Below are 22185 nucleotides of genomic sequence, written 5' to 3'. Positions count from 1 at the left end.
AAAGGTTAATTTTAAAAAGCCCCTTATTCATTATGACTAAGGGGCTTTTTTTGCATAAAAGCCAACCCAATCTCTAGGTTACTGATACATATCACAATAAAATTTAAAAAAAATCAGACAACTTTACATTTAATTCACATAAAAAAAATATCTTTAACCTTATTAACCTTATAAATCATTTACAAACATGGCATTTACAGTTATTCAAAACACAAAAATTAACACAACTCCTTTTACTTTTACAAGCCCCGAAACGGTACAATACCCTGTTTCTCCTTTGGTTTCAGCAAAATTCTACACCCCAGCAGGTGGTGCTTTGACGCTAAAAATTAGAGCTACTTTATACATGAACTCCGAGGACACTGTAGCCCCAACAGTACAAACACCAACAGAAAATGGCAATGTACTAACCATGAATTATGATTACAATTTCTCGGAAGCAACCCCAGAAACTTGCGATGTGTATTATATAGAAGTAGATTATACTTCAGACACTGTTGGAAACATAACAGAAATTGAATCTTTTATGGTAAACTTAGATCCCGAAACTTCTAAGGGCACTGTCATTAAACTATAATTTTTTTAATTAATGACTATGAACAATGTGTAAACGCAAGCATTACATTGCTTCTATATTTTTTTTTCAAATGTTTTTTACACAAATTTCATTATATCCTAATGATTTTTTAAATAAAAATCTTATGAAAAAAGCAATAAAATTCAAGTCGCAGACTAACTTCAATAGAGCCCAGTTTTATTTTTTAAAAAAAAATTGGGACTCTACTTTAGTTTATTCTATGAAACAAATAAATTCAAACTTCAATAAAGAACTTACAGATTATTGCCATTATTTTAGAGCTAACGCTTTCTATTACAAGAATCTTTATAAAGAAAGTAAAAAGGAATTACTTTTAATATCTAATTCTAAAGAAATTTATCCTTTAAAAAAAATAATGCTAGGTAAAAATTCAATTGAACTAGGTTTATTTAATGAAGCTATTTTACATTACAAAGAAATTGAGAGTATATCAAAAAAAGAAAGTAAACTCTATAGCTTAGGCGATATATATGAAGGCATAGGAGTAGCTTATCTTTTTCTAAATGAATATAAAAAATCAGAAAAATATCTTAATAAAAATCTTTTAATACGGGAAAAAGAAGGCAATTTTGAAAGTATCTATTCTAGCCATAATATTATTGCAAATTTATATTACATGCAAGAAAAAAATGAGGAAGCAAATATCTATTTCAAAAAAGCATATCTAGCTGCTCAAAATCTTAATGATTTTGAAAAAAAATCAATTGTAGCAAAAAACTTATCTATAATTGAAGAAGATTTCGGTAATTTAAACAAAGCGCTAATCTATAGGAAAGAATATGAACAATGGAAGGATTCCCTTTACAACCAAAACAAAATTTGGGCTGTAGCGGAATATGAGAAAAAATATGCGGTAGCGCAAAAACAAAAACAAATCTCGGTACTCAAAGTAGAAAATGAATTAAAAAACACGCAACGCAATACCATGTTTTTCTCTACCATAGGTTTACTACTCCTTTTAACAGGTGGTGTGTATATCTATGGTCAAAAGGAGAAAAACACGAAAATTATTTTAAGCCAAAAAGAGAAACTAGACGAGCTCAATGCGACCAAAGACCAACTGTTTTCCATTGTAAGTCACGATTTGCGTTCGTCCGTCAATGCGCTCAAAACCAGCAACACCAAACTCACCAGTTCCCTAGAATCCAAAAACTACGACGAGCTTGACAGACTCCTCCATCAAAACAGCGCGATCGCCAACAGTGCTTACAGTTTACTAGACAATTTGCTGCACTGGGCGTTATTGCAAACCCAACAATTGTATTTCCATAAAGACTCGGTACATTTGTTTTCTATTGTACAACAAATAGAATACAGCTACAAACCTTTGCTGTTAGAAAAAACAATTGCCTTTGAAAACGAAGTATCCAAAAATGGTTTCATCTTCGTAGATCTCGATTCGTTAAAAATAATTTTGCGCAACTTGTTGGACAATGCTATCAAATTCTCTCCAGAGCACAGCAGCATTCGCTTTTATAGCCTAGACACCCCATCCGAGTTCCATCAATTGATTATTGAAGATCAAGGCATCGGGATGCGCCCAGAAACCATAGCCGAGTTATTGCAAGACAACGAACTATTAGCCAAGAAAAGCAATTCAGAAATCATAGGAACAGGACTTGGCATGCAATTATGCAAACAAATGATTAAAAAAAATGGAGGCACGCTCGCCATAGAAAGCGAACTCAACAAAGGCACTAAAATGATTTTATCATTCCCAAAAACTGTATAACATGGACACCATCAACATTCTAATCATTGAAGATACGCTAGAAGAAAGCAACGCTTTGAGCAAAGTACTTTTGGAAAACAACTATAACATTGTTGGGGTAGCAAGAACCTTTAAGGAGGCCTTAACGTTGTTTTATAATGAAAAGATCGACATAGCCATCATAGATGTTTTTTTAGATGGAAAACCCGACGGCATTGCTTTTGCAGAAGCAATTAGTATTGTTCCCAATGCAGTAAAGCCTTTTGTGTTTTTAACCAGTTCGCAAGACCGTCAAATCTTCGAAAGAGCCAAACTTACTAAACCGTTTAGTTTCTTAATGAAACCTTTCAATCCATTAGAAATTTTATATGCTATTGAAATGGCGGTAGAAAAATTTTATGCCCAAAACCAAGTCTTTCAAAGCGAAGAACAAGATACCGTGGTGACCCATGATTATTTGTTCATCAAGAAAAAAAATTCCTTAAAAAAAGTAGCCCTAAAAGACATTCTCTACATAGAAGTAGAGGAACGGTATTGCAACATCATTACCGAGAAAGAAAAATTTGTGATTTTGATTTCACTCACCAAAATTGGCGGTTTACTCAACACTAATCAATTCATCAAAACCCATCGCAATTATTTGGTCAATGTAAGCAAAATCGAAGAAATCATCCTCGCCGACAATTTAATCATCGTCCAAGGCGGACACAAAGTCAACCTGAGCGACACCTACAAAGACTTCATTAAGAAAATGAATGTTTTGTCTTAAAAACAGATACAATCCCAACCAACAAGTCTCCTTTTTTTATACCAATCAAGAACAGTGCTTTTATGACAAAAAAAAGGTGGTTGATGACAATGTCTTTCATACATCTATCCAATCAAATTACTTTTACGCTATAATTAACAAAGCAACTAAAATGAGTATAGCAGCAAAAAACCAATTTGAGATGAAACTTTTGAAACAACTTTTAACTGCCAAACTAAATCCATGGATTGGAATCTTGGTTTCCTTACTAATAATAGTGCCAAGCTTATATCAAATTCTAGATGATGTGACTGTTTTAAGAAAAGAATATCTTTTTTTAGCCCTTGGTTTTCCATTGTATGTCAAATCTTTAAAAAACCTTTTTGACGAAATCCTAAAAACTACTGATGACCTATAAATCAAATACTTAAGCAACCGAAAAAAGAAATTATTTTTCAATCAACCACCCCATCTTTCATAGTAAAGTTGGGGTATTTTATTTTTTCATTGAAAAAAAATGATAATTATGTAACTTTTTTGAAATACCACTCGTATAACATTTGTACACTTAAACCATAAGGAGACAAATACCATGAGACAACTTAAAATCACCAAGCAGGTCACCAATCGTGAAACTGCATCATTAGACAAGTACTTGCAAGAAATAGGAAAGGTAGACTTAATTACTGCCGATGAAGAAGTAGAATTAGCACAAAAAATCAAAGCCGGTGATCAAAGAGCTTTAGAAAAACTCACTAAAGCTAATTTACGTTTCGTAGTATCTGTTGCCAAACAGTATCAAAATCAAGGATTAACGTTACCCGATTTGATCAATGAAGGAAACTTAGGATTGATTAAAGCAGCACAACGTTTTGATGAAACTCGTGGATTCAAATTCATTTCGTATGCGGTATGGTGGATTCGTCAATCGATTCTTCAAGCTTTAGCAGAACAATCACGTATCGTTCGTTTGCCATTAAACAAAATTGGTTCTATCAATAAAATCAACAAAATGTACGCCTTATTAGAGCAATCTAATGAGCGCCCACCTTCTGCAGAAGAAATTGCAAAAGAGCTAGACATGACTGTAAATGACGTTAAAGAGTCTATGAAAAACTCTGGCCGTCACTTATCGATGGACGCACCTTTAGTTGAGGGAGAAGACTCCAACCTTTATGACGTTTTACGTTCAGGAGAATCTCCAAATCCAGACAGAGAATTAATTCACGAATCCTTACGTACGGAAATTGAGCGTTCTTTAGAAACGCTTACTCCAAGAGAAGCAGATGTAGTTCGTTTGTATTTTGGTTTAGGCGATCAACACCCAATGACTTTAGAAGAAATTGGTGAAACATTTGACTTAACTCGTGAGCGTGTTCGTCAAATTAAAGAAAAAGCTATCCGAAGATTGAAACATACTTCTAGAAGTAAAATATTAAAAACCTATTTAGGATAAATTCCAAAAAGTAAATTTCAAATTACATTTTTATTATTTTTGGATTTGGAATTTCAGCATAATTGGAATTTTAAAAGTAACGACAGCCTGATTAACTGTTCGTTTTTTGATTGATGATTGAAAACTCCGGCTGATTACCGGAGTTTTGTTTTTTGCAGGGCAAACAAAACGCCGGTCAGTTCGCTTTCGCTCGGGTATCCGGAGTTTTGTTTTTTGCTGCGTAAGCAAAGCCAAAAAAATCTGTTTTACGACAAGCTTCAATCTGTATCAATTCTTTGCAAACTTTGCGATTAAAAAAATTATCTTTGCCCAAAAAAATAACACAACACAACAATGAGCAAAAACACAATTATAGCACCCTCGGTTCTTGCAGCCGATTTTGCTAACTTACAACGCGATGTAGAGATGATCAACAACAGCCAAGCGGATTGGTTCCATATTGACATCATGGATGGTGTATTTGTACCAAACATTTCGTTTGGAATGCCCGTTTTAGAAGCAATTGCTAAGCATGCTACCAAAACAATTGATGTACACTTAATGATTGTTGATCCTGATCGCTACATCAAAACGTTTGCTGATTTGGGTGCCAATGTATTAACCGTTCATTATGAAGCTTGCAACCACCTTCACCGCACCTTACAAGCCATTAAAGCTGAAGGAATGCTAGCGGGTGTTGCCATCAATCCACACACCTCCATTGATTTACTAGAAGATGTAATTAATGATATTGATTTGGTTTGTATCATGAGTGTAAATCCAGGCTTTGGAGGACAATCTTTCATTGAAAACACCTATACTAAAGTAAGTAGGCTGAAAGATTTAATCATAAAAAAAGGAGCCAACACCATCATTGAAATTGACGGCGGGGTAACCAATAAAAACGCAGCAGCCTTAGTAGAAGCTGGAGCTGATGTTTTGGTAGCTGGAAGTTTTGTTTTCAAAGCAACAAATCCAACAGCAACTATAGCAGATTTGAAACAAATTACTACGCTATAAAAAACTAAAACAAAAGGCTATCTCGTTCTAACAAGATAGCCTTTTCGCTTAGTAATTATCAATCAAAAACTGAATCAAATCGGTTGTAGTAACGATTCCCACAAGCAATTCCCCTTCACATACAGGCAAAGCATGAAAATCATTGTGCGCCAAAATTTTTGCCGCTTCCTTTATTGTCGTTTCTGGCCCTACAGTTGTTACTTTTTTTACCATCACCTGCTCTACAGAAAATAGATTATAAACGGTAGTATCAATCACTTCTTCATCGTCATCAATGGCATCTGCAAAAGAGATGCGCAGTAAATCGGTATAACTCAAAATACCTAAAATCTTATTCCCATTAACAACTGGAATATGTCTAATTTTATGGTGTTTGAATAGCGATTCAGCTTTAGTTAAATCATCAGTCAACTGTAACTTTACTAAATTTTTGGACATTATTTCGGAAACTGGGACATTGCTTTTCATAATCCTAAATTTTAAATATATCCAAATATAAAATAAAAAAAAGGCAAGAAACCTGATGATTATCAGGCAGAAAGTGATTTTTTTTTCATAATATAAATGAACTATAAATTCTTTTATATCTAAATAAAATGATTTTCGTTATAATTGATCATTCGTTTCACATGAAGATATAATTGAGGATGGATCATCTTAAAATCATTAGGTGTTTCAAAGAAATGCTCAAGCAATACCGAAATAAACTCAAACTGATTTTCATAAGCATACAATCTTAAATAGGCTTTTTCATTTATCTCCTGAATCAAATTTGGCGTCTTATAAATGGTAACTATTTCAGCATATTCATCCTGAAAAATCACCGAATTTACATCTCTTTTTTTCAAACAATGAAAATGCAACACATGAGTAAATTCGTGTAAACCCAAATTAACATTATCCGAAGCTACCCCATGACCCAACAAAAAATCTTCCCAAGAAAAAACGACCGTCTTCATCCTCGGGTTAAATTCTCCCTTATGAAAGACTTCATTTAGTGTAGAATAATAAGCAGTGGGGTAAATCAAAATCTTTTGAAACAAGTCACTTAAATAATGTCTCATTCCAAAAGTTAACATCACATATGTTCCAGAAATAAGTATAAACATCTCATTTGTGACTGTAATATCATGACCAATAAATTCATATTTGACCATGAACTTATTTATTCTATGTTCAAAATAACGCTTTTTACTAGAAGACAATCTATTGTAAAATAGAAAATTTTGACTCAAAATTTTTCTTTGTTCTTCAGAAATACTACTTGGAAGTAAATGCCAATGCACCACCAGAGGTTTGTTATAAAAAAACACATAAATGGGTTCGATTACATTAAACAAAAGAAAGCCTAATCCTAAAAGCACCAATAAAAATTGTAGCAAAAATGACTCCATTGATTAAATACTTACATTTATTCCATAAAAAAAGATGAGAAACACAATCATTTCTCATCCTTTTTTTGTGACCACGGCAGGGTTCGAACCTGCAACCCTCAGAGTCGAAATCTGATATTCTATCCAGTTGAACTACGCAGTCAATAGTTATAAAATTAAATTTTAAAATTCCAAACTCCAAAAAAAAGGAATTTGGAATTAAATAAAAATTTTAAATTAAGACAATAGCTTTTTTACTATAGTTGATATTGTTTTGCCATCAGCTTTTCCAGCCAATTCAGCAGAAGCCAATCCCATTACTTTACCCATAGCTGCCATTCCTGATGCATCATTATCTGCAATGATTTTAGCCACTACAGCTTCTACTTCAGCCTCACTCAATTGAGCAGGCAAAAATTTCTCGATAACAGCCGCTTGTAGCAACTCAGGTTCGGCCAAATCCGCTCTTCCTTGTTGTGTATAAATAGCCGCACTATCTTTCCTTTGTTTAACCAAACGCTGTAATAATTTGATTTCTTCTTCTGCAGCAATTTCTTCTTTTGCACCACTCTCGGTTTGTGCTAAAAGTATAGCTGACTTAACTGCTCTTAAGGCTTCTAGAGCCAAAGTATCTTTTGCTCTCATGGCGTTTTTTATTTCGTCCATGATACGTACTGATAAACTCATTATGTAGTATGTTTAATTTGTTTTTTTTTGAATGGAAATTTGCTACTTACATTTTCATCTAAAATGTACAAGTGCAAAAAGCAATGCAAATTTAGGACATTTAACTGGTATTAACAACTCCGGAAAAATTTCCAAATTTTTATAAAAAATCAAAAAAATAGCCTGAAATAGATTTCAGGCTATTTTTTCTTTTATATCAATGCTTAATCTACATTATCATGCAAATAAGAATTATTAGAACGAAATTGCAAATCATTATTACTGTCTGTACTTACAGAAATTCTTGAATTTTGATTCACCGCTTGCGTGTTTGTCAAATCCACTCCAAGACGTTTGTATGCAGGTTCTCGCTCTAATTCATCAATTCTAGTTATGTTATTATGAAACTTATAATTGAATTCTTTTAGTTTTTTTCTTCTCTCTTCCGCTCTAAATCGAAGCGTTTCTTCAATAGTCATATCCATTGGAGAAACTGACTCAGGCACTATTTCATTAGCTTCGACTGGAGTCACTTGTTTCATGGTAATATTGAGCTCTGCAGGAATTTCTTCTTGTTTCGCTTGTGGTTTTGATTGTACAAAATCATTCTCAACTTCCATGTACTCTTCCAATGAATATTTAATAACACCATTATCCGTTAACTCTGTCACAGGGACAAATTGAATTGGTTGAACTACATTAATATTATTGGCATCATTTGACAATTCAAAAATCACCTTTTCTTCTGCAACTGGCGCCGTTGGAGCGACAAAAGTTGGTTTTGAAGTTACTGGTAAATCAAAAGTAAAGGTGGTTTGTTTTTGCTCTTCTGCCATAGTAGCTTGAGGAATTTGAACCTCTTCTTTGGAAGGAAGCGATATGTTAAAATCAAAATCTTCAATCGGAGACACGATTTCAAATGTAACATCTAAATTTTTAATAAACTCAGACATTACAATCAGTTCGTCGTTGTTCATTACCGGTTTTTTCACTTCCAAAACAACTGGCGTTTCTTCCTCGATTTCTTCTTCCAATTCAAACACTACTCGTTCAGCTGTAGCATCTGATGGTGTTTCGTTCAAACTAAATGAGGCCACAGGCGTATTGATCAAATTATGCACACTTCTTTGTTCTTCTTCTAAAGTGTGGATGATTTTCTTAGGCTCTGTATTTACGATTTCATTTTGCTGCTCTACGTCGAAACCAGTTGCAATAATTGTTACAGAAATAGCATCTCCTAATAATTCGTCTTCACCTACTCCCATAATGATATTAGCATTATGGCCTGCTTCATTTTGAATATGATCGTTAATTTCTCCTATTTCATCTATGGTAATTTCGTTGGTTCCTGAAACAATAAGCAACAATACGTTTTTGGCACCTGTAATTTTATTATCGTTTAACAAAGGGGAATCCAATGCGGCAATAATAGCCTCTTTAGCTCTATTTTCGCCAAGAGCCGTTGCAGAACCCATAATTGCTGTCCCGCTATTATACAATACCGTTTTAGCATCTCTTAAATCGATGTTTTGTGTATAGTGATGCGTGATTACTTCTGCAATTCCTCTTGAAGCCGTTGCTAATACTTCATCAGCTTTAGAAAAACCTGCTTTAAAACCTAAATTACCATATACTTCTCTTAATTTGTTGTTATTGATAACAATTAAAGAGTCAACTTGCTTACGCAACTTTTCGATACCAATAATCGCTTGTTCTTGACGAACTTTACCTTCAAACAAGAAAGGTAAAGTAACGATACCAACCGTTAAAATATCTCTTTCTTTGGCTAATTGAGCAATTACTGGCGCTGCACCAGTTCCTGTTCCTCCACCCATACCAGCGGTAATAAAAACCATCTTAGTATTGCTGTCCAACATTTTCTCAATATCACCGATACTTTCTATTGCAGATTGATGTCCAACATCAGGATTAGCACCTGCACCAAGTCCTTCGGTTAAATTTACCCCCAATTGAATTTTGTTGGGTACTGAACTATTTTGCAAAGCTTGTGAATCTGTGTTACAAACTATAAAGTCAACACCATTAATTCCTTGCTTAAACATATGGTTAATAGCATTACTACCACCACCACCTACTCCAATAACTTTTATCACATTTGATTGGTTCTTTGGTAAATCAAATGAAATGCTTCCAAATTCTGAGTTGCTTGTCATTTTATTGGGTTTTTGAAATTCTTATTTATATTATTTGCTCTTTAGGCTGGGACAAAAAGGGCATTTATTTTATTATTTATTCTGCGTTATCTAAAAATTCTTTGATCTTGTCTACATATTTGTCTAGAAAAGATCGTCTTATTTTAGTTTCTGTAGACTCTGCACTTGGCACGTGTCTTTCTTCTTTTACCTCTAAATCTACTACTACCGGTTTTTCGATTTCAGGTAGTGGTGCTGTTTCAACCACGCGTTCTCTATAATAAGGTGTCCTTTCTATTACAGGACTTTTCTCAATTTTGATAGCGCTTTGTGTTTTTTTCTCAATACTGTTCATTACCAAACCTACCGCAGTAGCATACAATGGACTTGAAATTTCTTCATCAGAATTACCTGCCAAATGCTCATTTGGATAACCAATTCTGGTATCGATTCCTGTGATATATTCCACTAATTGCTTAATATGTTTTAATTGGGCGCCTCCACCTGTTAAAACAATTCCTGCGATTAGTTTTTTACGAGGATCTTCGTGACCATATAATTTGATTTCTGCAAAAACTTGTTCAATAATTTCTACGACTCTTGCGTGGATAATTTTAGATAAATTTTTCAAAGAAATCTCTTTAGGTTCCCTACCTCTGATTCCTGGGATAGAAACAATTTCATTGTCTTTATTTTCCCCTGGCCAAGCGGAACCAAATTTTACTTTTAACAATTCGGCTTGTTTTTCTACAATAGAACATCCTTCTTTAATATCATCGGTAATCACATTTCCTCCAAAAGGAATTACCGCTGTATGTCTGATGATACCATCTTTGAAAATAGCCAAATCTGTAGTTCCACCCCCAATATCAATCAGGGCGACTCCTGCTTCTTTTTCTTCTTGGCTCAAAACCGCATCAGAAGAAGCCAAAGGTTCTAAAGTCAAACCAGACAACTCAATTCCTGAACTCTGGATGCATCTTCCTACGTTTCTTATCGATGAAGCTTGACCTACTACGATATGAAAACTACTTTCTAATCTTCCTCCGTACATCCCAACAGGCTCTTTGATATCAGATTGTCCATCAATTTTAAACTCTTGTGGAAGAACGTGTATAATTTCCTCACCAGGTAACATGGCCAACTTATGTACTTGACTAATCAATAAATCAATATCACAATCACCAATTACTTCTTCTGGATTATTTCGGCTGATATAATCGCTGTGTTGAATGCTTCGAATGTGTTGACCCGCAATACCAACAACTACATCTTTAATTTTATAACCTGAATTATTTTCTGCTTCAAAAATAGCTTGTTGAATAGATTGAATGGTTTGAGTAATGTTGTTTACAACACCTCTAGCCACACCTAAGCTTTTGGATTTTCCAACACCCAAAATTTCTAATTTCCCGTATTCATTTTTTTTGCCAATCATGGCAACTATCTTGGTTGTTCCAATATCTAGACCTACCGCAATATTCTCTTTTTCCATTTTCTATTATTTAGTACACACTACTTGTTCCGCAAATCGAAGATCAATCTTTTTGTATTTTGTGATTGAACTGTCTAAAACTACTTTTTGAAAAAACGCTTTATAATTTTTGAATTTCTGTTCCACATTTATCAACTGTCCAAAATCAATTTTAAAATTGTAGTTTCTATTCAGCAACAAAACGCCACCATTTGGCATAACTTGTATTCCAATGATGTTTTTTTTCAAAAAAACATCGTCGTAAATTACACGAAATAACTTGGCAAATTTTTCCTTATTTTTATCGTTTATTTCCCCCGAAACAAGAAGAACTCTCGCTGTATAATTGCTAGACAAAGGCATTTTATTCCCCTTATAATCAATATAAAAAGACACACCCTCATCACTAATTCTTGCAATTGGCGTCTTTTGTTTTACTACAGCTTTAAGAACACCGTCAACACTCACAGACACTTCTGACTTGTCAATCATTGGGTGTGAATCGATGGTTTTCTCGAGTTTATTCAAATCTAAGGCATCTCTAGCAATAGTTTTGGGGTCTGCTCTATTTTCTATCAACAATTTATTAACCGCTTTTTGTTTGACGAATAGTTGATTTTCTCCAACAAAAACAACTTCAGCTTTGGTAATTTTTCGATTCAAATTTCTTTTTCCAGTGAAAGAATATAAAAAAATCACCATGCCAAACATTAACAATAAACGAAGGGATGCCCAATTAAACCGTTTCATCTAGCGCTTTTTTTATTGATGGTACCATTTCACCTAAATCCCCAGCACCAATAGTCACAATAACCGTTGCATTTGAAGATTGAATTGAAGCTATTAATTGGTCTTTTTCTACCAATTTTTTATCACTATTAGTCATTTTATCCATAAGCCATTGAGAAGTTACACCTTCCATTGGCAATTCACGAGCGGGATAAATATCCAGCAATAAGACTTCGTCAAAATTAGATAAGGAAGCTGCAAAATCATCAGCAAAATCTTTAGTTCTACTAAACAAATGCGGTTGAAAAACAGCCAATACTTTTTGATTCGGATACAACTCTCTAACGGCTTGATGCACCGCATTAATTTCTGTAGGGTGATGTGCGTAGTCGTCAATATACACCAAATCCGAACGTTTTATTTGATAAGAAAAACGTCTTCTGATTCCTCTAAATGTCGATAAAGCACTAGCAATTGCTTCAGTTGGGGTGCCGTAAGTTTTAGCCATTGCCAGTGCCATCAACGCATTCATTAAATTATGTCTTCCTGGTAAACCAAAACGTAAATTAGAAATTGTTTCTGTAGGAGTTTGTACATCAAACACATAACTTGCCTCCTCCACTCTTACATTATACGCTTTGAATTGTGCGTCTTGATCAATAGCGCAAACCAATCCTTCTAATGGAAGTCCATGAGCTACAAACAACTTGTTTTTATCTTCAACTTTTTCAGCAAATTCGACAAACGATGCCTCAATAGCCTCACTGGTTCCATAAATATCTAAATGGTCTGCATCCATTGAAGTCACACAAGCAATATTAGGATGCAAATGCAAAAAAGAACGATCGAATTCATCTGCTTCGACCACTGTAACTGTTTTGCCCATGCCGATTAAATTAGAGTTGTAATTTTCGACAATTCCTCCTATAAAGGCTGTAACATCAGCGCCACTTTCAAACAAAATATGCCCTAAAATACTAGAGGTTGTTGTTTTTCCGTGTGTTCCTGCTACGGCAAAACTAAAAGTATCTTTAGTAATAATTCCAAGTACTTCGGCGCGTTTCTTTACTTCATAATTTTGGGCCAAGAAATAATTCCATTCCAAATGCGATATTGGAACTGCTGGGGTGATAATTACCAAAGTATTCTCAGGTTTAAAACTAGCAGGAATTAAAGCTACATTATCTTCAAAATGAATGTCAATTCCACTTTCGACAAGTTCGTTTGTCAACATCGATGGTGTTTTATCGTAGCCGCACACTTGTTTTCCAATATTTTTGAAATAACGAGCCAAAGCACTCATTCCGATGCCTCCAATGCCAACAAAATAGACGTTATGTATTTGATTTAAGTTCATTTTTCGATTTTAAAAATTAACAAAATAGTATCTCTATTTTTTCAATAACTTTTCAATTTCATCAACGATTTGTACCGTCGCTTGAGGCAAAGCCAATTTTTTTATGTTGTCCCCCAAGAGTTGTTGTTTCCCTTCATCTTTTAACAAAGCCTCCAGTACTAAACTAAATTCATCTTCTAAAGCAGCTTCTTTGATCATAATTGCTCCTTTTTTATCTACAATAGCTTGCGCATTTTTAGTTTGATGATCTTCTGCTACATTTGGAGAAGGAATAAAAATCACTGGTTTCCCAACTATACATAATTCAGAAACCGATGAAGCTCCAGCTCTAGAAATAACTACATCGGCTGCCGCATAGACCAAATCCATTCGCTCAATAAAAGCAACTACTTGCACTTGTTCGGAATTGTATTTCGAATAATCATCTAAATACAATTTTCCGCATTGCCAAATAATCTGAACTTTTTGCGACAAAAGACCTTGCAATTCTTTTTCAATTAATTGGTTGATTCTTCTCGCACCTAAACTTCCTCCTAAAACCAAAAGTGTTTTTTTCTTTGGATCTAGCTTAAAAAAAGCTGTAGCTTCTTCTCTTTTACTAGAAACATCAATTAAATCTTGACGAACAGGATTACCTGTTAAAATCATTTTCTCTTTAGGAAAAAATCGTTCTAAATTTTCATAAGCCACACAAATTCTTGCGGCTTTTTTACTTAATAATTTATTGGTTATCCCAGGATACGAATTTTGTTCTTGAATCAACGTAGGAATGCTTAAACTATTTGCCACATTCAAGAGTGGACCACTTGCAAATCCACCTGTACCTATAACTACATCAGGCTTGAAGTTTTTAAGGATTTTTCTAGATTCCCATAAACTGCTTAACAATTTAAATGGGAATAATGCATTTTGAAGCGTCAATTTTCTTTGCAAACCTGCTATCCAAAGTCCTTTTATAGTATAACCCGCTTGAGGAACTTTTTGCATCTCCATTTTGTCTTTGGCTCCTACAAATAGAAACTCCGCTTGAGGAAATCGCTTCTTTAGCTCATTTGCAATAGCAATTGCTGGATAGATATGACCACCAGTACCTCCACCACACAATATGAATTTTAATTTTGACATCTTAAAAAATTTAGAACAAATAAACAATTTACTACTATCAGATACTATCGGTTAAGTACCGCATTCATTGGGTTGGTTTGATCTTCTATAGAATATTCTTCTTCCATTTCTTGAGCATCTGATTCGAGTTGGGCATCAATCAGTTTTTGCAATGCCTCTTCTCGAATTTGTTTCTCTTTTAATTCTTGAGCAATTTCCTCTTCCTTTTTGGTCACACTCAAAATTACACCAAGAGAAAAACAAGTCATCCATATGGAGCTTCCTCCACTACTTATCAAAGGCAAGGTTTGTCCTGTAACTGGCAATAATTCTACCGCAACAGCCATATTAATCATCGCTTGAAAAATCATTGGAAAACCAAGGGCAATTACAATTAATTTACCAAACAAAGTGTTGGCTTTATGGGATGCAATTACAAAACGAAACATTAGTAATAAATACAAACCAAGAACAGATAAACCACCTATCAATCCCCACTCTTCTACTATAATGGCAAAGATAAAATCAGAGGAGGATTGAGGTAGAAAATTTTTCTGTACACTTTTGCCTGGTCCTAAACCATAGAGTCCACCAGAGGCAATAGCGGTTTTAGCTTTTTCGATTTGATAATTGTCTTCGTCAGCCTTATCTGAGGTAAATCGTTCAATACGGTTTTCCCAAGTACCTACTCTACTAAAGAATCTAGACTCTGGAAATGCTTTTGCTATTAGCACAAAAAACATAAGCATTACTATGCCCGAACCAATTATAAAACCAATATATTTTAATGGATATTTTCCAATAAACACTAACATCAATACCATCGAAAAAATTAAGGCGGTGGTAGAAAAGTTAGACGGCAAAATAAAGATTAACGTGACAAAAACAGGCAACCACAATTCGATTAAAGAAGATTTAAAATCTACTGGTGTTTCTCTTTTTTTGGATAAATAACGAGCTACAAATACAAACAAAACAATAGCCGCCATGGTAGATGGCTGAAAGGTAATTTTGATAAAAGGAATTTGAATCCATCGACTCGCATTAGCTCCAGCGATGACCGTTCCTTTGATTAAAGCATACGCCAACATGATCCAAACAACGGGCAATGCCGCTTTTGAAATGGCTCTAAAATACAAGTAAGGAACTTTGTGAACCCAGTAAATAATTAAAAAACCAATACCAATATGAGCGAGATGTTTCAACAAATACCCTAACGTATTTCCTTTGCCCAGACCAATATAAGCCAAATTACTACTGGCACTAAAAACAGGCATAAACGAAAACAAAGCCAATAAAGCCACGAATGACCATATTACTCTATCTCCTTTTAACTTGTTTACTAGTTCCTTCATTATTTAAATTTTAATTTAGTGATTTATGTACTTACAAATTATAAACTGCTTGTTTGAATTGGCGACCACGATCTTCATAGTTTTCGAATAAATCAAAACTTGCGCAAGCTGGCGACAATAGTACAGCATCTCCTTTTTCTGTGTAACGTTGTGCCATTCTAACAGCATCATTCATGGTGTTTACCTCAATTAAATCGTCAACAACATTACCGAAAGCAGCAATAATTTTGGAATTATCAATACCTAAACATATAATTGCTTTTACTTTTTCTCGTACCAAAGACATTAATTCATTGTAATCATTCCCTTTGTCTACGCCTCCAACAATCCATACCGTTGGGACATTCATGCTTTCTAAAGCAAAATAGGTAGCATTAACATTGGTTGCTTTTGAATCATTGATATATTGTACATTTTGAATTTTCAAAACTTTTTCTAATCGATGTTCTACACCTTGAAAATTCGATAAACTTTCACGAATGGTGGCATTTCGAATTTGCATCAACTTTGCTACAGATGTTGCTGCCATTGCGTTCTTCATATTATGTTTTCCTTCTAATGCAATGTACTCGGTCTCCATTGAAAATTCTTCTTGATTCATTTTAACTTCCATAGTATTGTTTTTTAAAAATGCTCCTAAATCCAGTGTTTGAGAAATAGAAAAAGGGAGTAATTGTGCTTTTGTTGTATTATATTTTAACCATTCTTGCGTTGCTTCATCGTCTGCATCATAAATCAAATAATCAGATTCGGTTTGATTCATGGTAATACGAAACTTAGAAGCGATATAATTTTCGTATTTGTATTCGTATCGATCCAAATGATCTGGGCTAATATTCGTTAGAATTGCAATATGTGGCTTGTAATTGATAATTCCATCCAATTGAAAACTGCTTAATTCTAAGACATAAACATCATAATCGTGCTCTGCTACTTGCCAAGCAAAACTCTTTCCAATATTTCCTCCCAAAGCCACATTCAAACCTGCACTTTTGAGCAGATGATAAGTAAGCATAGTGGTAGTCGTTTTCCCATTGCTTCCTGTAATCCCTATAGTAATTGCTTTGGTAAAAGGAGCTGTAAATTCAATTTCAGATACAACAGCTATTCCTTTCTCTACCAATTTCTTTACCATTGGCGCTTTGTCTGGAATACCGGGACTTTTCATCACCACTGTGGCATTTAAAATTAAATCCTCAGTGTGTTGCTCCTCTTCCCATGGAATTTCATATTGATTAAGAACGTCTTTATAATTTTGCTTTATTTTTCCGAAATCAGAAACAAAAACCTCATACCCTTGCTTCTTTCCTAAAATAGCGGTTCCAACACCGCTTTCGCCACCACCTAAAACAACTAGTCTCATGTTATCTTAATTTTAGTGTTACGATAGATAAAATTGCTAACATAATAGCGACAATCCAGAAACGAGTGACTATTTTACTTTCATGATAGCCTTTCTTTTGATAATGATGATGCAAAGGCGACATTAGAAAAATCCTTCTTCCTTCGCCAAATCGTTTTTTGGTATATTTAAAGTAAGCTACTTGCAACACGACTGAAAAATTCTCTACTAAAAAGATTCCACATAACAATGGAATCAACATTTCTTTTCTAACCGCAATGGCCAAAACAGCAATAATTCCTCCGATGGTTAAACTTCCCGTATCTCCCATAAATACTGAAGCAGGATAGGAATTGTACCAAAGAAAACCTATGAGCGCTCCCGCAAAAGCAAAGATAAAAACCGTCATTTCTCCAGAATGCGGGATATACATGATGTTGAGATAATTCGAAAAAATAATGTTACCAGAAACGAATGTGAAAATCCCGAGAGCAAAAACAGACACAGCCGACGTTCCTGCGGCTAAACCATCAATTCCGTCTGTTAAATTGGCACCATTCGAAACCGCCGTAATGATAAAAATCACAACCGGAATAAAGATTAACCAAGCCCATTTTTCGTAACCCTCACCGGTCCAGGCCAACAACTCAGCATAATCAAATTCATTATTCTTAAAAAAAGGAATTGTCGTAGCTGTAGATTTTTCCTCAATTGGCGCAGGAAGAATCACAGTTTGCGTAGCCGATTTAAAAATATCCGTTTTTCCGGTATCTGTTCTAACTGTCACAGCAGGACTAAAATAAAGTACAGAACCTACAATTAATCCTAAACCTACTTGACCAAATACTTTAAAAATCCCTTTTAGACCTTGTTTATCTTTTTTGAAAATTTTGATATAATCATCTACAAAACCAATGATTCCCATCCATAAAGTGGTCACAATAAGCAAAACGATGTATATATTTTGAAGTCTAGCAAATAAAAGAACAGGTACCAACGTCGCAAAAATAATGATAAGACCTCCCATTGTTGGCGTACCTGCTTTTTCATTTTGACCCGCAAGTCCCAACTCACGAACCGTTTCACCTACTTGTTGCCTTCTTAAAAAACCAATAATTCGTTTTCCATAAATCGTAGAAAGCAATAAAGACAACATGAAGGCCAATGCAGATCTAAAAGTGATGTACTGAAAAACTCCTGTTCCAGGAATATCCATTGTTTTGTTTAAATATTCAAATAAGTAGTACAGCATATTTTTTTATTTTAAAATTTAAAATTCTTCTTAAATAATGACTAAGGAATTTTGATCTTTATTATTTTCCTAATTGTTCTAAAGTCTCTTTTACAATTTTCATATCATCAAAATCATGACGAACTCCTTTGATTTCTTGATACGTTTCGTGTCCTTTTCCAGCAATGAGAATAATATCATTGGGTTGAGCCAATTGACAGGCAGTTTTAATAGCTTGTTTTCTATCTGTGATCACTAAAATATTTTTGAAATTTTGTGGTGCCACCCCAGCTTCCATTTCGGCAATAATTGTTTCTGGTTCTTCATCTCTTGGATTATCTGAAGTAAGGATAGCTTTATCGCTTTTTTCGGAAGCAATTCCACCCATAATAGGACGTTTGGCTTTGTCTCTATTTCCTCCACAACCTACTACAGTAATTAATTGCTCATTTTGAGTACGCACATCGTTAATCGTATTCAAAACGTTTTCTAAAGCATCGGGCGTGTGGGCATAATCAACGATAGCCGTAATATTCTGTGCTGAAACGATAAATTGAAACCTGCCCGAAACACTCTCTAACTCAGACAACAAACGAAGTACTTCAAGACTTTCGAGACCAAGTTCGACTGCGGTTCCATATATAGCCAACAAATTGTAAGCATTGAAAGTGCCTATTAACTTTACCCAAACTTCATTATCATTAATTTTTAGTAATAAGCCTGACAATTGATTTTCAAGAATCAAGGCTTTATAATCTGCATACGTTTTAAGAGCATAAGTACGTTTGATCGCCTTGGTATTTTGTAACATCACAACCCCATTTTTATCATCCGCATTTGATAATGCAAAGGCTGTTTTGGGTAAAAAGTCGAAAAAGGATTTTTTTACATCACGGTATTCTGCAAAAGTGGGATGATAATCCAAATGATCGTGAGAAAGATTCGTAAAAACTCCTCCTACGAAATGTAATGCTTCGGTTCTTTTTTGATGAATACCATGAGAACTAACTTCCATAAAACAGTATTCAACACCAGCAGCATTCATTGCGTCCAAATAATAATTGATCGTTAATGAATCTGGAGTGGTATGAGTCGCTTTAAACTCAGTATCATCAACTAAAATTTTGACTGTAGAAATCAAACCTACCTTGAAACCTGCTTTTTTGAACAATTGATATAACAAGGAAGCAATCGTTGTTTTACCGTTAGTTCCTGTTATTCCAACTAATTTTAATTTTTGAGATGGATTATCATAAAAATTAGCCGCCATGTAAGCCAACGCCGCATTAGTATCTTTAACTCGAACATATGTCACTTTTTGATGTAAAACTTCTGGAAAAACATCGCATATAACAGCAGTTGCTCCTAATTCTATTGCTTTCTCGATATAATCATGTCCATCAGAAACTGAACCTCTAATAGCCACGAATACATCATTAGGCTCTATTTTTCTAGAATCAAAATGCAATTGACGAACTGCTTTATCGGTAGCACCATTAAGTGCATCGATGGCTACTTTATACAATATATCTTTTAATGTCTTCATGATAATTCTAATACTATAGTTGCATTTTTAGCTATACTTTCTCCAGCTTGAAGCGATTGTTTCTTTACTTTTCCATTACCAATAGCTTTCACTTTTAATCCTAAATTTTCAAGTAACGCAACGGCATCCATACCTGCCATTCCTCTAACATTCGGAACCGCTTTGAACTTTTTTTCCGCCTTCACATAATAAGAATTGTAATTATTCTCTTGTTTCTGAATTTTTCGATTCAAATTTTTTATCTCATTGGTTGTTGGCGAATCGGTAAATATTTTTTGAGCAATACGTTTAAAAACTGGCCCCGCAACATCAGCTCCGTAATAATTATTATTGGATGTATTGGGTTTATGTACTACTACAATACAAGAATATTTTGGGTGATCTGCAGGAAAATACCCTACGAATGAAGACGCATAGTATTTTTCGGCACCACCTGATTTAGCATAATTTACTTGAGCTGTTCCGGTTTTTCCTGCCATAGAAAAATCTTTGGAGTATAACTTAGAACCCGTTCCTTTTTTGACGACATTTTCCAAAACCGCTTTGAGTTTTTTTATAGTTTCTTGTGAACAAATTCTTGGGTTCAGCACTACTTTGTCATATTTTTTTATGGTTTTGTTCCATTCTTTAATTTCAGAAACAAATAAGGGCTTTACCATCTCTCCATTATTAGCAACCGCATTGTAATAAGCTAAGGTTTGCAAAGGCGTTACCGAAACACCATATCCAAAAGCCATCCAAGGCAATGTCACTCTAGACCATTTGGGATCTGTTGGTTGAGGAATATAAGGTCTGCCTTCGCCATTAAATCCTATCCCTAATTTTTTGTTCATTCCATAGGAATTGATATGATTCACAAACTTTGTTGGATTAGATTTATAATTATTATATACCGCCTGAACCATTACAGTATTAGAAGAAACTTCGAATCCTTTTGCTAAAGAAATTTTTCCATACCCCCCTTTGTGGGAATCACGAACAGATCTTCCAAAATATTTAATTTCACCTCCTTTACTGTCAAAAATAGCACTAGTATCTACTAATTTATCTTCTAACAAAGCCATTAAATCTACCAACTTAAAGGTAGAGCCCGGTTCATGAGATTCTCTAACGGCATAGTTCAATCGCTCAGAATACATGCCTGTTTTTTCATTTCTCCCAAGATTAGAAATCGCTTTTACATACCCCGTTTGTGTTTCCATAACCACTACACAACCATGATCTGCTTGGTATTCTTCTAATTGCTTCAACAAAGCGTGATGCGCAATATCTTGAATAAATACATCAATAGTAGAAATTACATCATAACCATCTTGTGGCTCAACCTGATTGACATCACTGATTGGTTTCCATTGCCCTTTGGCTATTTTTTGCTTTAGGATGCGACCATCTTTGCCGTTTAGATATTTACTATACGCCCCTTCTACCCCAACTGGATTGATATGCCCATTTACATCTCTTCCGATATAACCTATGGTTCTTTCGGCAATTTTACCAATAGGATGTTCACGCACTGTTTCTTGTTCTACAATAATACCACCTTTATAAGGACCTAGATTAAATAATGGAAATCTCTTAATAGCAATATACTCGGTGTAACTCAAATCGCGGGCTACTAGAAAATACCTGCTTTTATTTACTCTTGCTCTTCTTAAATCTCGTTCAAATGTATCCGAAGATCTATTTAAAAGTTTACCCAAAGAATCTGCTAATTGCTTTACATTTTTTTCAAAATCTTCAGTATTTGGAGCAACCGCATCAAATCGAATCTCATAATTAGGTATTGATGTAGCTAGAAGACTTCCGTCGGCAGAATAAATATTTCCTTTATTGGCTGGAATTACAAAGTTTTTAACCGTTCTTTCTTTGGCTAATTTCCTGTAATAGTCACCTTCTACCCATTGAATATTCGTTAGCTTTACAGTGATAGCTACAGCCATAATGAAGAGGAAAAATGCCACTAGATAAATACGATACGATATGTTTTTATCTTCTACTGCCATAGTTTTTCGAATATATTCGGATCTTCTTCTTTTTTAACTTTAATTTTTACTGGTGGAATTGTTGAGGGATAAATTTGTTTAGCCTCCATTTTTTTTGAAACAGTCGATTCCATTTTTAACTTCATCAATTCTGATCTTTTATCTACAAATTCTGAACGAAGTTCTTTGACCTCATTGTTTAGCTCATTGATTTCGAACACTTTTTGTTCAAATCGTTGTGTATTAGCAATCATTAAAATCACAAGTACAACCAAAAAAACAATAAAACGCCAATTTTTAATGGCATCATCATGAATCAAATATTTCGCTTTTAAAATGGCGTAAACTCCTTGTTTCATTG

At 34.4% G+C, this 22185-nt stretch carries 20 protein-coding genes and 1 tRNA gene; 6 read left to right on the top strand and 15 right to left on the bottom strand.

Going from position 1 to position 22185, the window contains the following annotated elements; translation table 11 throughout:
• The first annotated feature begins 187 nt into the window (after positions 1–187).
• From FLB_RS13415 to rpe, 6 genes are all read left to right on the top strand, one after another.
• Positions 188–577, top strand: coding sequence for a hypothetical protein (locus FLB_RS13415; protein ID WP_064716458.1), 390 nt, complete (start codon positions 188–190; stop codon positions 575–577).
• 220 nt (positions 578–797) lie between these two features.
• Positions 798–2330: a tetratricopeptide repeat-containing sensor histidine kinase gene (locus tag FLB_RS13410; RefSeq protein ID WP_064716497.1), complete on the top strand. Its 1533-nt coding sequence runs from the start codon at positions 798–800 to the stop codon at positions 2328–2330.
• 1 nt (position 2331) lies between these two features.
• Positions 2332–3078, top strand: a complete 747-nt coding sequence (locus FLB_RS13405) for a LytR/AlgR family response regulator transcription factor (protein WP_064716457.1) — start codon at positions 2332–2334, stop codon at positions 3076–3078.
• A gap of 151 nt (positions 3079–3229) precedes the next feature.
• Positions 3230–3475 (top strand): hypothetical protein, encoded by a 246-nt coding sequence (locus FLB_RS13400; RefSeq protein WP_064716496.1) that lies wholly within the window; start codon positions 3230–3232, stop codon positions 3473–3475.
• 174 nt (positions 3476–3649) lie between these two features.
• A complete protein-coding gene (locus FLB_RS13395; protein WP_026707723.1) occupies positions 3650–4513 on the top strand; it encodes an RNA polymerase sigma factor RpoD/SigA in 864 nt (287 codons plus the stop codon).
• Between the two features lie 333 nt (positions 4514–4846).
• Positions 4847–5512, top strand: coding sequence for a ribulose-phosphate 3-epimerase (rpe, locus tag FLB_RS13390; RefSeq protein ID WP_064716456.1), 666 nt, complete (start codon positions 4847–4849; stop codon positions 5510–5512).
• Between the two features lie 48 nt (positions 5513–5560).
• Here rpe and FLB_RS13385 read toward each other — a convergent pair whose 3' ends face one another.
• The 15 genes from FLB_RS13385 to FLB_RS13315 all read right to left on the bottom strand — a co-directional run bounded on the left by FLB_RS13385 (position 5561) and on the right by FLB_RS13315 (position 22183).
• A complete protein-coding gene (locus tag FLB_RS13385) occupies positions 5561–5980 on the bottom strand; it encodes a CBS domain-containing protein (protein WP_064716455.1) in 420 nt (139 codons plus the stop codon).
• A gap of 119 nt (positions 5981–6099) precedes the next feature.
• Entirely contained in the window at positions 6100–6906 is an 807-nt protein-coding gene (locus FLB_RS13380) for a zinc-dependent peptidase (protein ID WP_064716454.1), read from the bottom strand.
• Between the two features lie 68 nt (positions 6907–6974).
• Positions 6975–7048, bottom strand: a tRNA-Arg gene (locus tag FLB_RS13375).
• Positions 7049–7122: 74 nt separating this feature from the next.
• Positions 7123–7572 carry a GatB/YqeY domain-containing protein gene (locus tag FLB_RS13370; protein ID WP_064716453.1) on the bottom strand — a complete coding sequence of 150 codons (450 nt, stop codon included), beginning with the start codon at positions 7570–7572 and terminating at the stop codon, positions 7123–7125.
• Between the two features lie 203 nt (positions 7573–7775).
• A complete protein-coding gene (ftsZ, locus tag FLB_RS13365) occupies positions 7776–9725 on the bottom strand; it encodes a cell division protein FtsZ (RefSeq protein WP_064716452.1) in 1950 nt (649 codons plus the stop codon).
• A gap of 76 nt (positions 9726–9801) precedes the next feature.
• Entirely contained in the window at positions 9802–11199 is a 1398-nt protein-coding gene (gene ftsA / locus FLB_RS13360; RefSeq protein ID WP_064716451.1) for a cell division protein FtsA, read from the bottom strand.
• Between the two features lie 6 nt (positions 11200–11205).
• Positions 11206–11928: a cell division protein FtsQ/DivIB gene (locus tag FLB_RS13355; RefSeq protein ID WP_064716450.1), complete on the bottom strand. Its 723-nt coding sequence runs from the start codon at positions 11926–11928 to the stop codon at positions 11206–11208.
• The gene (gene murC / locus FLB_RS13350; RefSeq protein ID WP_064716449.1) at positions 11915–13264 is read right to left on the bottom strand and encodes a UDP-N-acetylmuramate--L-alanine ligase; all 1350 of its coding nucleotides are present in this window, start codon (positions 13262–13264) and stop codon (positions 11915–11917) included. Before murC ends, FLB_RS13355 begins: the two co-directional genes overlap by 14 nt.
• A gap of 33 nt (positions 13265–13297) precedes the next feature.
• Positions 13298–14389, bottom strand: a complete 1092-nt coding sequence (murG, locus tag FLB_RS13345; RefSeq protein ID WP_064716448.1) for an undecaprenyldiphospho-muramoylpentapeptide beta-N-acetylglucosaminyltransferase — start codon at positions 14387–14389, stop codon at positions 13298–13300.
• A 44-nt stretch (positions 14390–14433) separates the two neighbouring features.
• Positions 14434–15723, bottom strand: coding sequence for an FtsW/RodA/SpoVE family cell cycle protein (locus FLB_RS13340; RefSeq protein ID WP_064716447.1), 1290 nt, complete (start codon positions 15721–15723; stop codon positions 14434–14436).
• A gap of 31 nt (positions 15724–15754) precedes the next feature.
• Positions 15755–17086 (bottom strand): UDP-N-acetylmuramoyl-L-alanine--D-glutamate ligase, encoded by a 1332-nt coding sequence (gene murD, locus FLB_RS13335; protein ID WP_064716446.1) that lies wholly within the window; start codon positions 17084–17086, stop codon positions 15755–15757.
• 1 nt (position 17087) lies between these two features.
• On the bottom strand, positions 17088–18317 hold the full coding sequence (mraY, locus tag FLB_RS13330; RefSeq protein ID WP_064716445.1) for a phospho-N-acetylmuramoyl-pentapeptide-transferase: 1230 nt from the start codon (positions 18315–18317) through the stop codon (positions 17088–17090).
• Positions 18318–18378: 61 nt separating this feature from the next.
• The gene (locus tag FLB_RS13325) at positions 18379–19842 is read right to left on the bottom strand and encodes a UDP-N-acetylmuramoyl-L-alanyl-D-glutamate--2,6-diaminopimelate ligase (protein ID WP_064716444.1); all 1464 of its coding nucleotides are present in this window, start codon (positions 19840–19842) and stop codon (positions 18379–18381) included.
• Entirely contained in the window at positions 19839–21845 is a 2007-nt protein-coding gene (locus FLB_RS13320; protein ID WP_064716443.1) for a penicillin-binding protein, read from the bottom strand. The genes FLB_RS13325 and FLB_RS13320 overlap by 4 nt, the downstream gene beginning before the upstream one ends.
• The gene (locus tag FLB_RS13315; RefSeq protein ID WP_064716442.1) at positions 21836–22183 is read right to left on the bottom strand and encodes an FtsL-like putative cell division protein; all 348 of its coding nucleotides are present in this window, start codon (positions 22181–22183) and stop codon (positions 21836–21838) included. The genes FLB_RS13320 and FLB_RS13315 overlap by 10 nt, the downstream gene beginning before the upstream one ends.
• Positions 22184–22185: the final 2 nt, after the last annotated feature.

This window comes from Flavobacterium succinicans, from assembly GCF_001662485.1.
GTDB classification, from domain to species: domain Bacteria; phylum Bacteroidota; class Bacteroidia; order Flavobacteriales; family Flavobacteriaceae; genus Flavobacterium; species Flavobacterium succinicans_A.
Note: the sequence above shows the minus strand (reverse complement) of the source record. Positions and strands in the feature narration are given on the sequence as shown.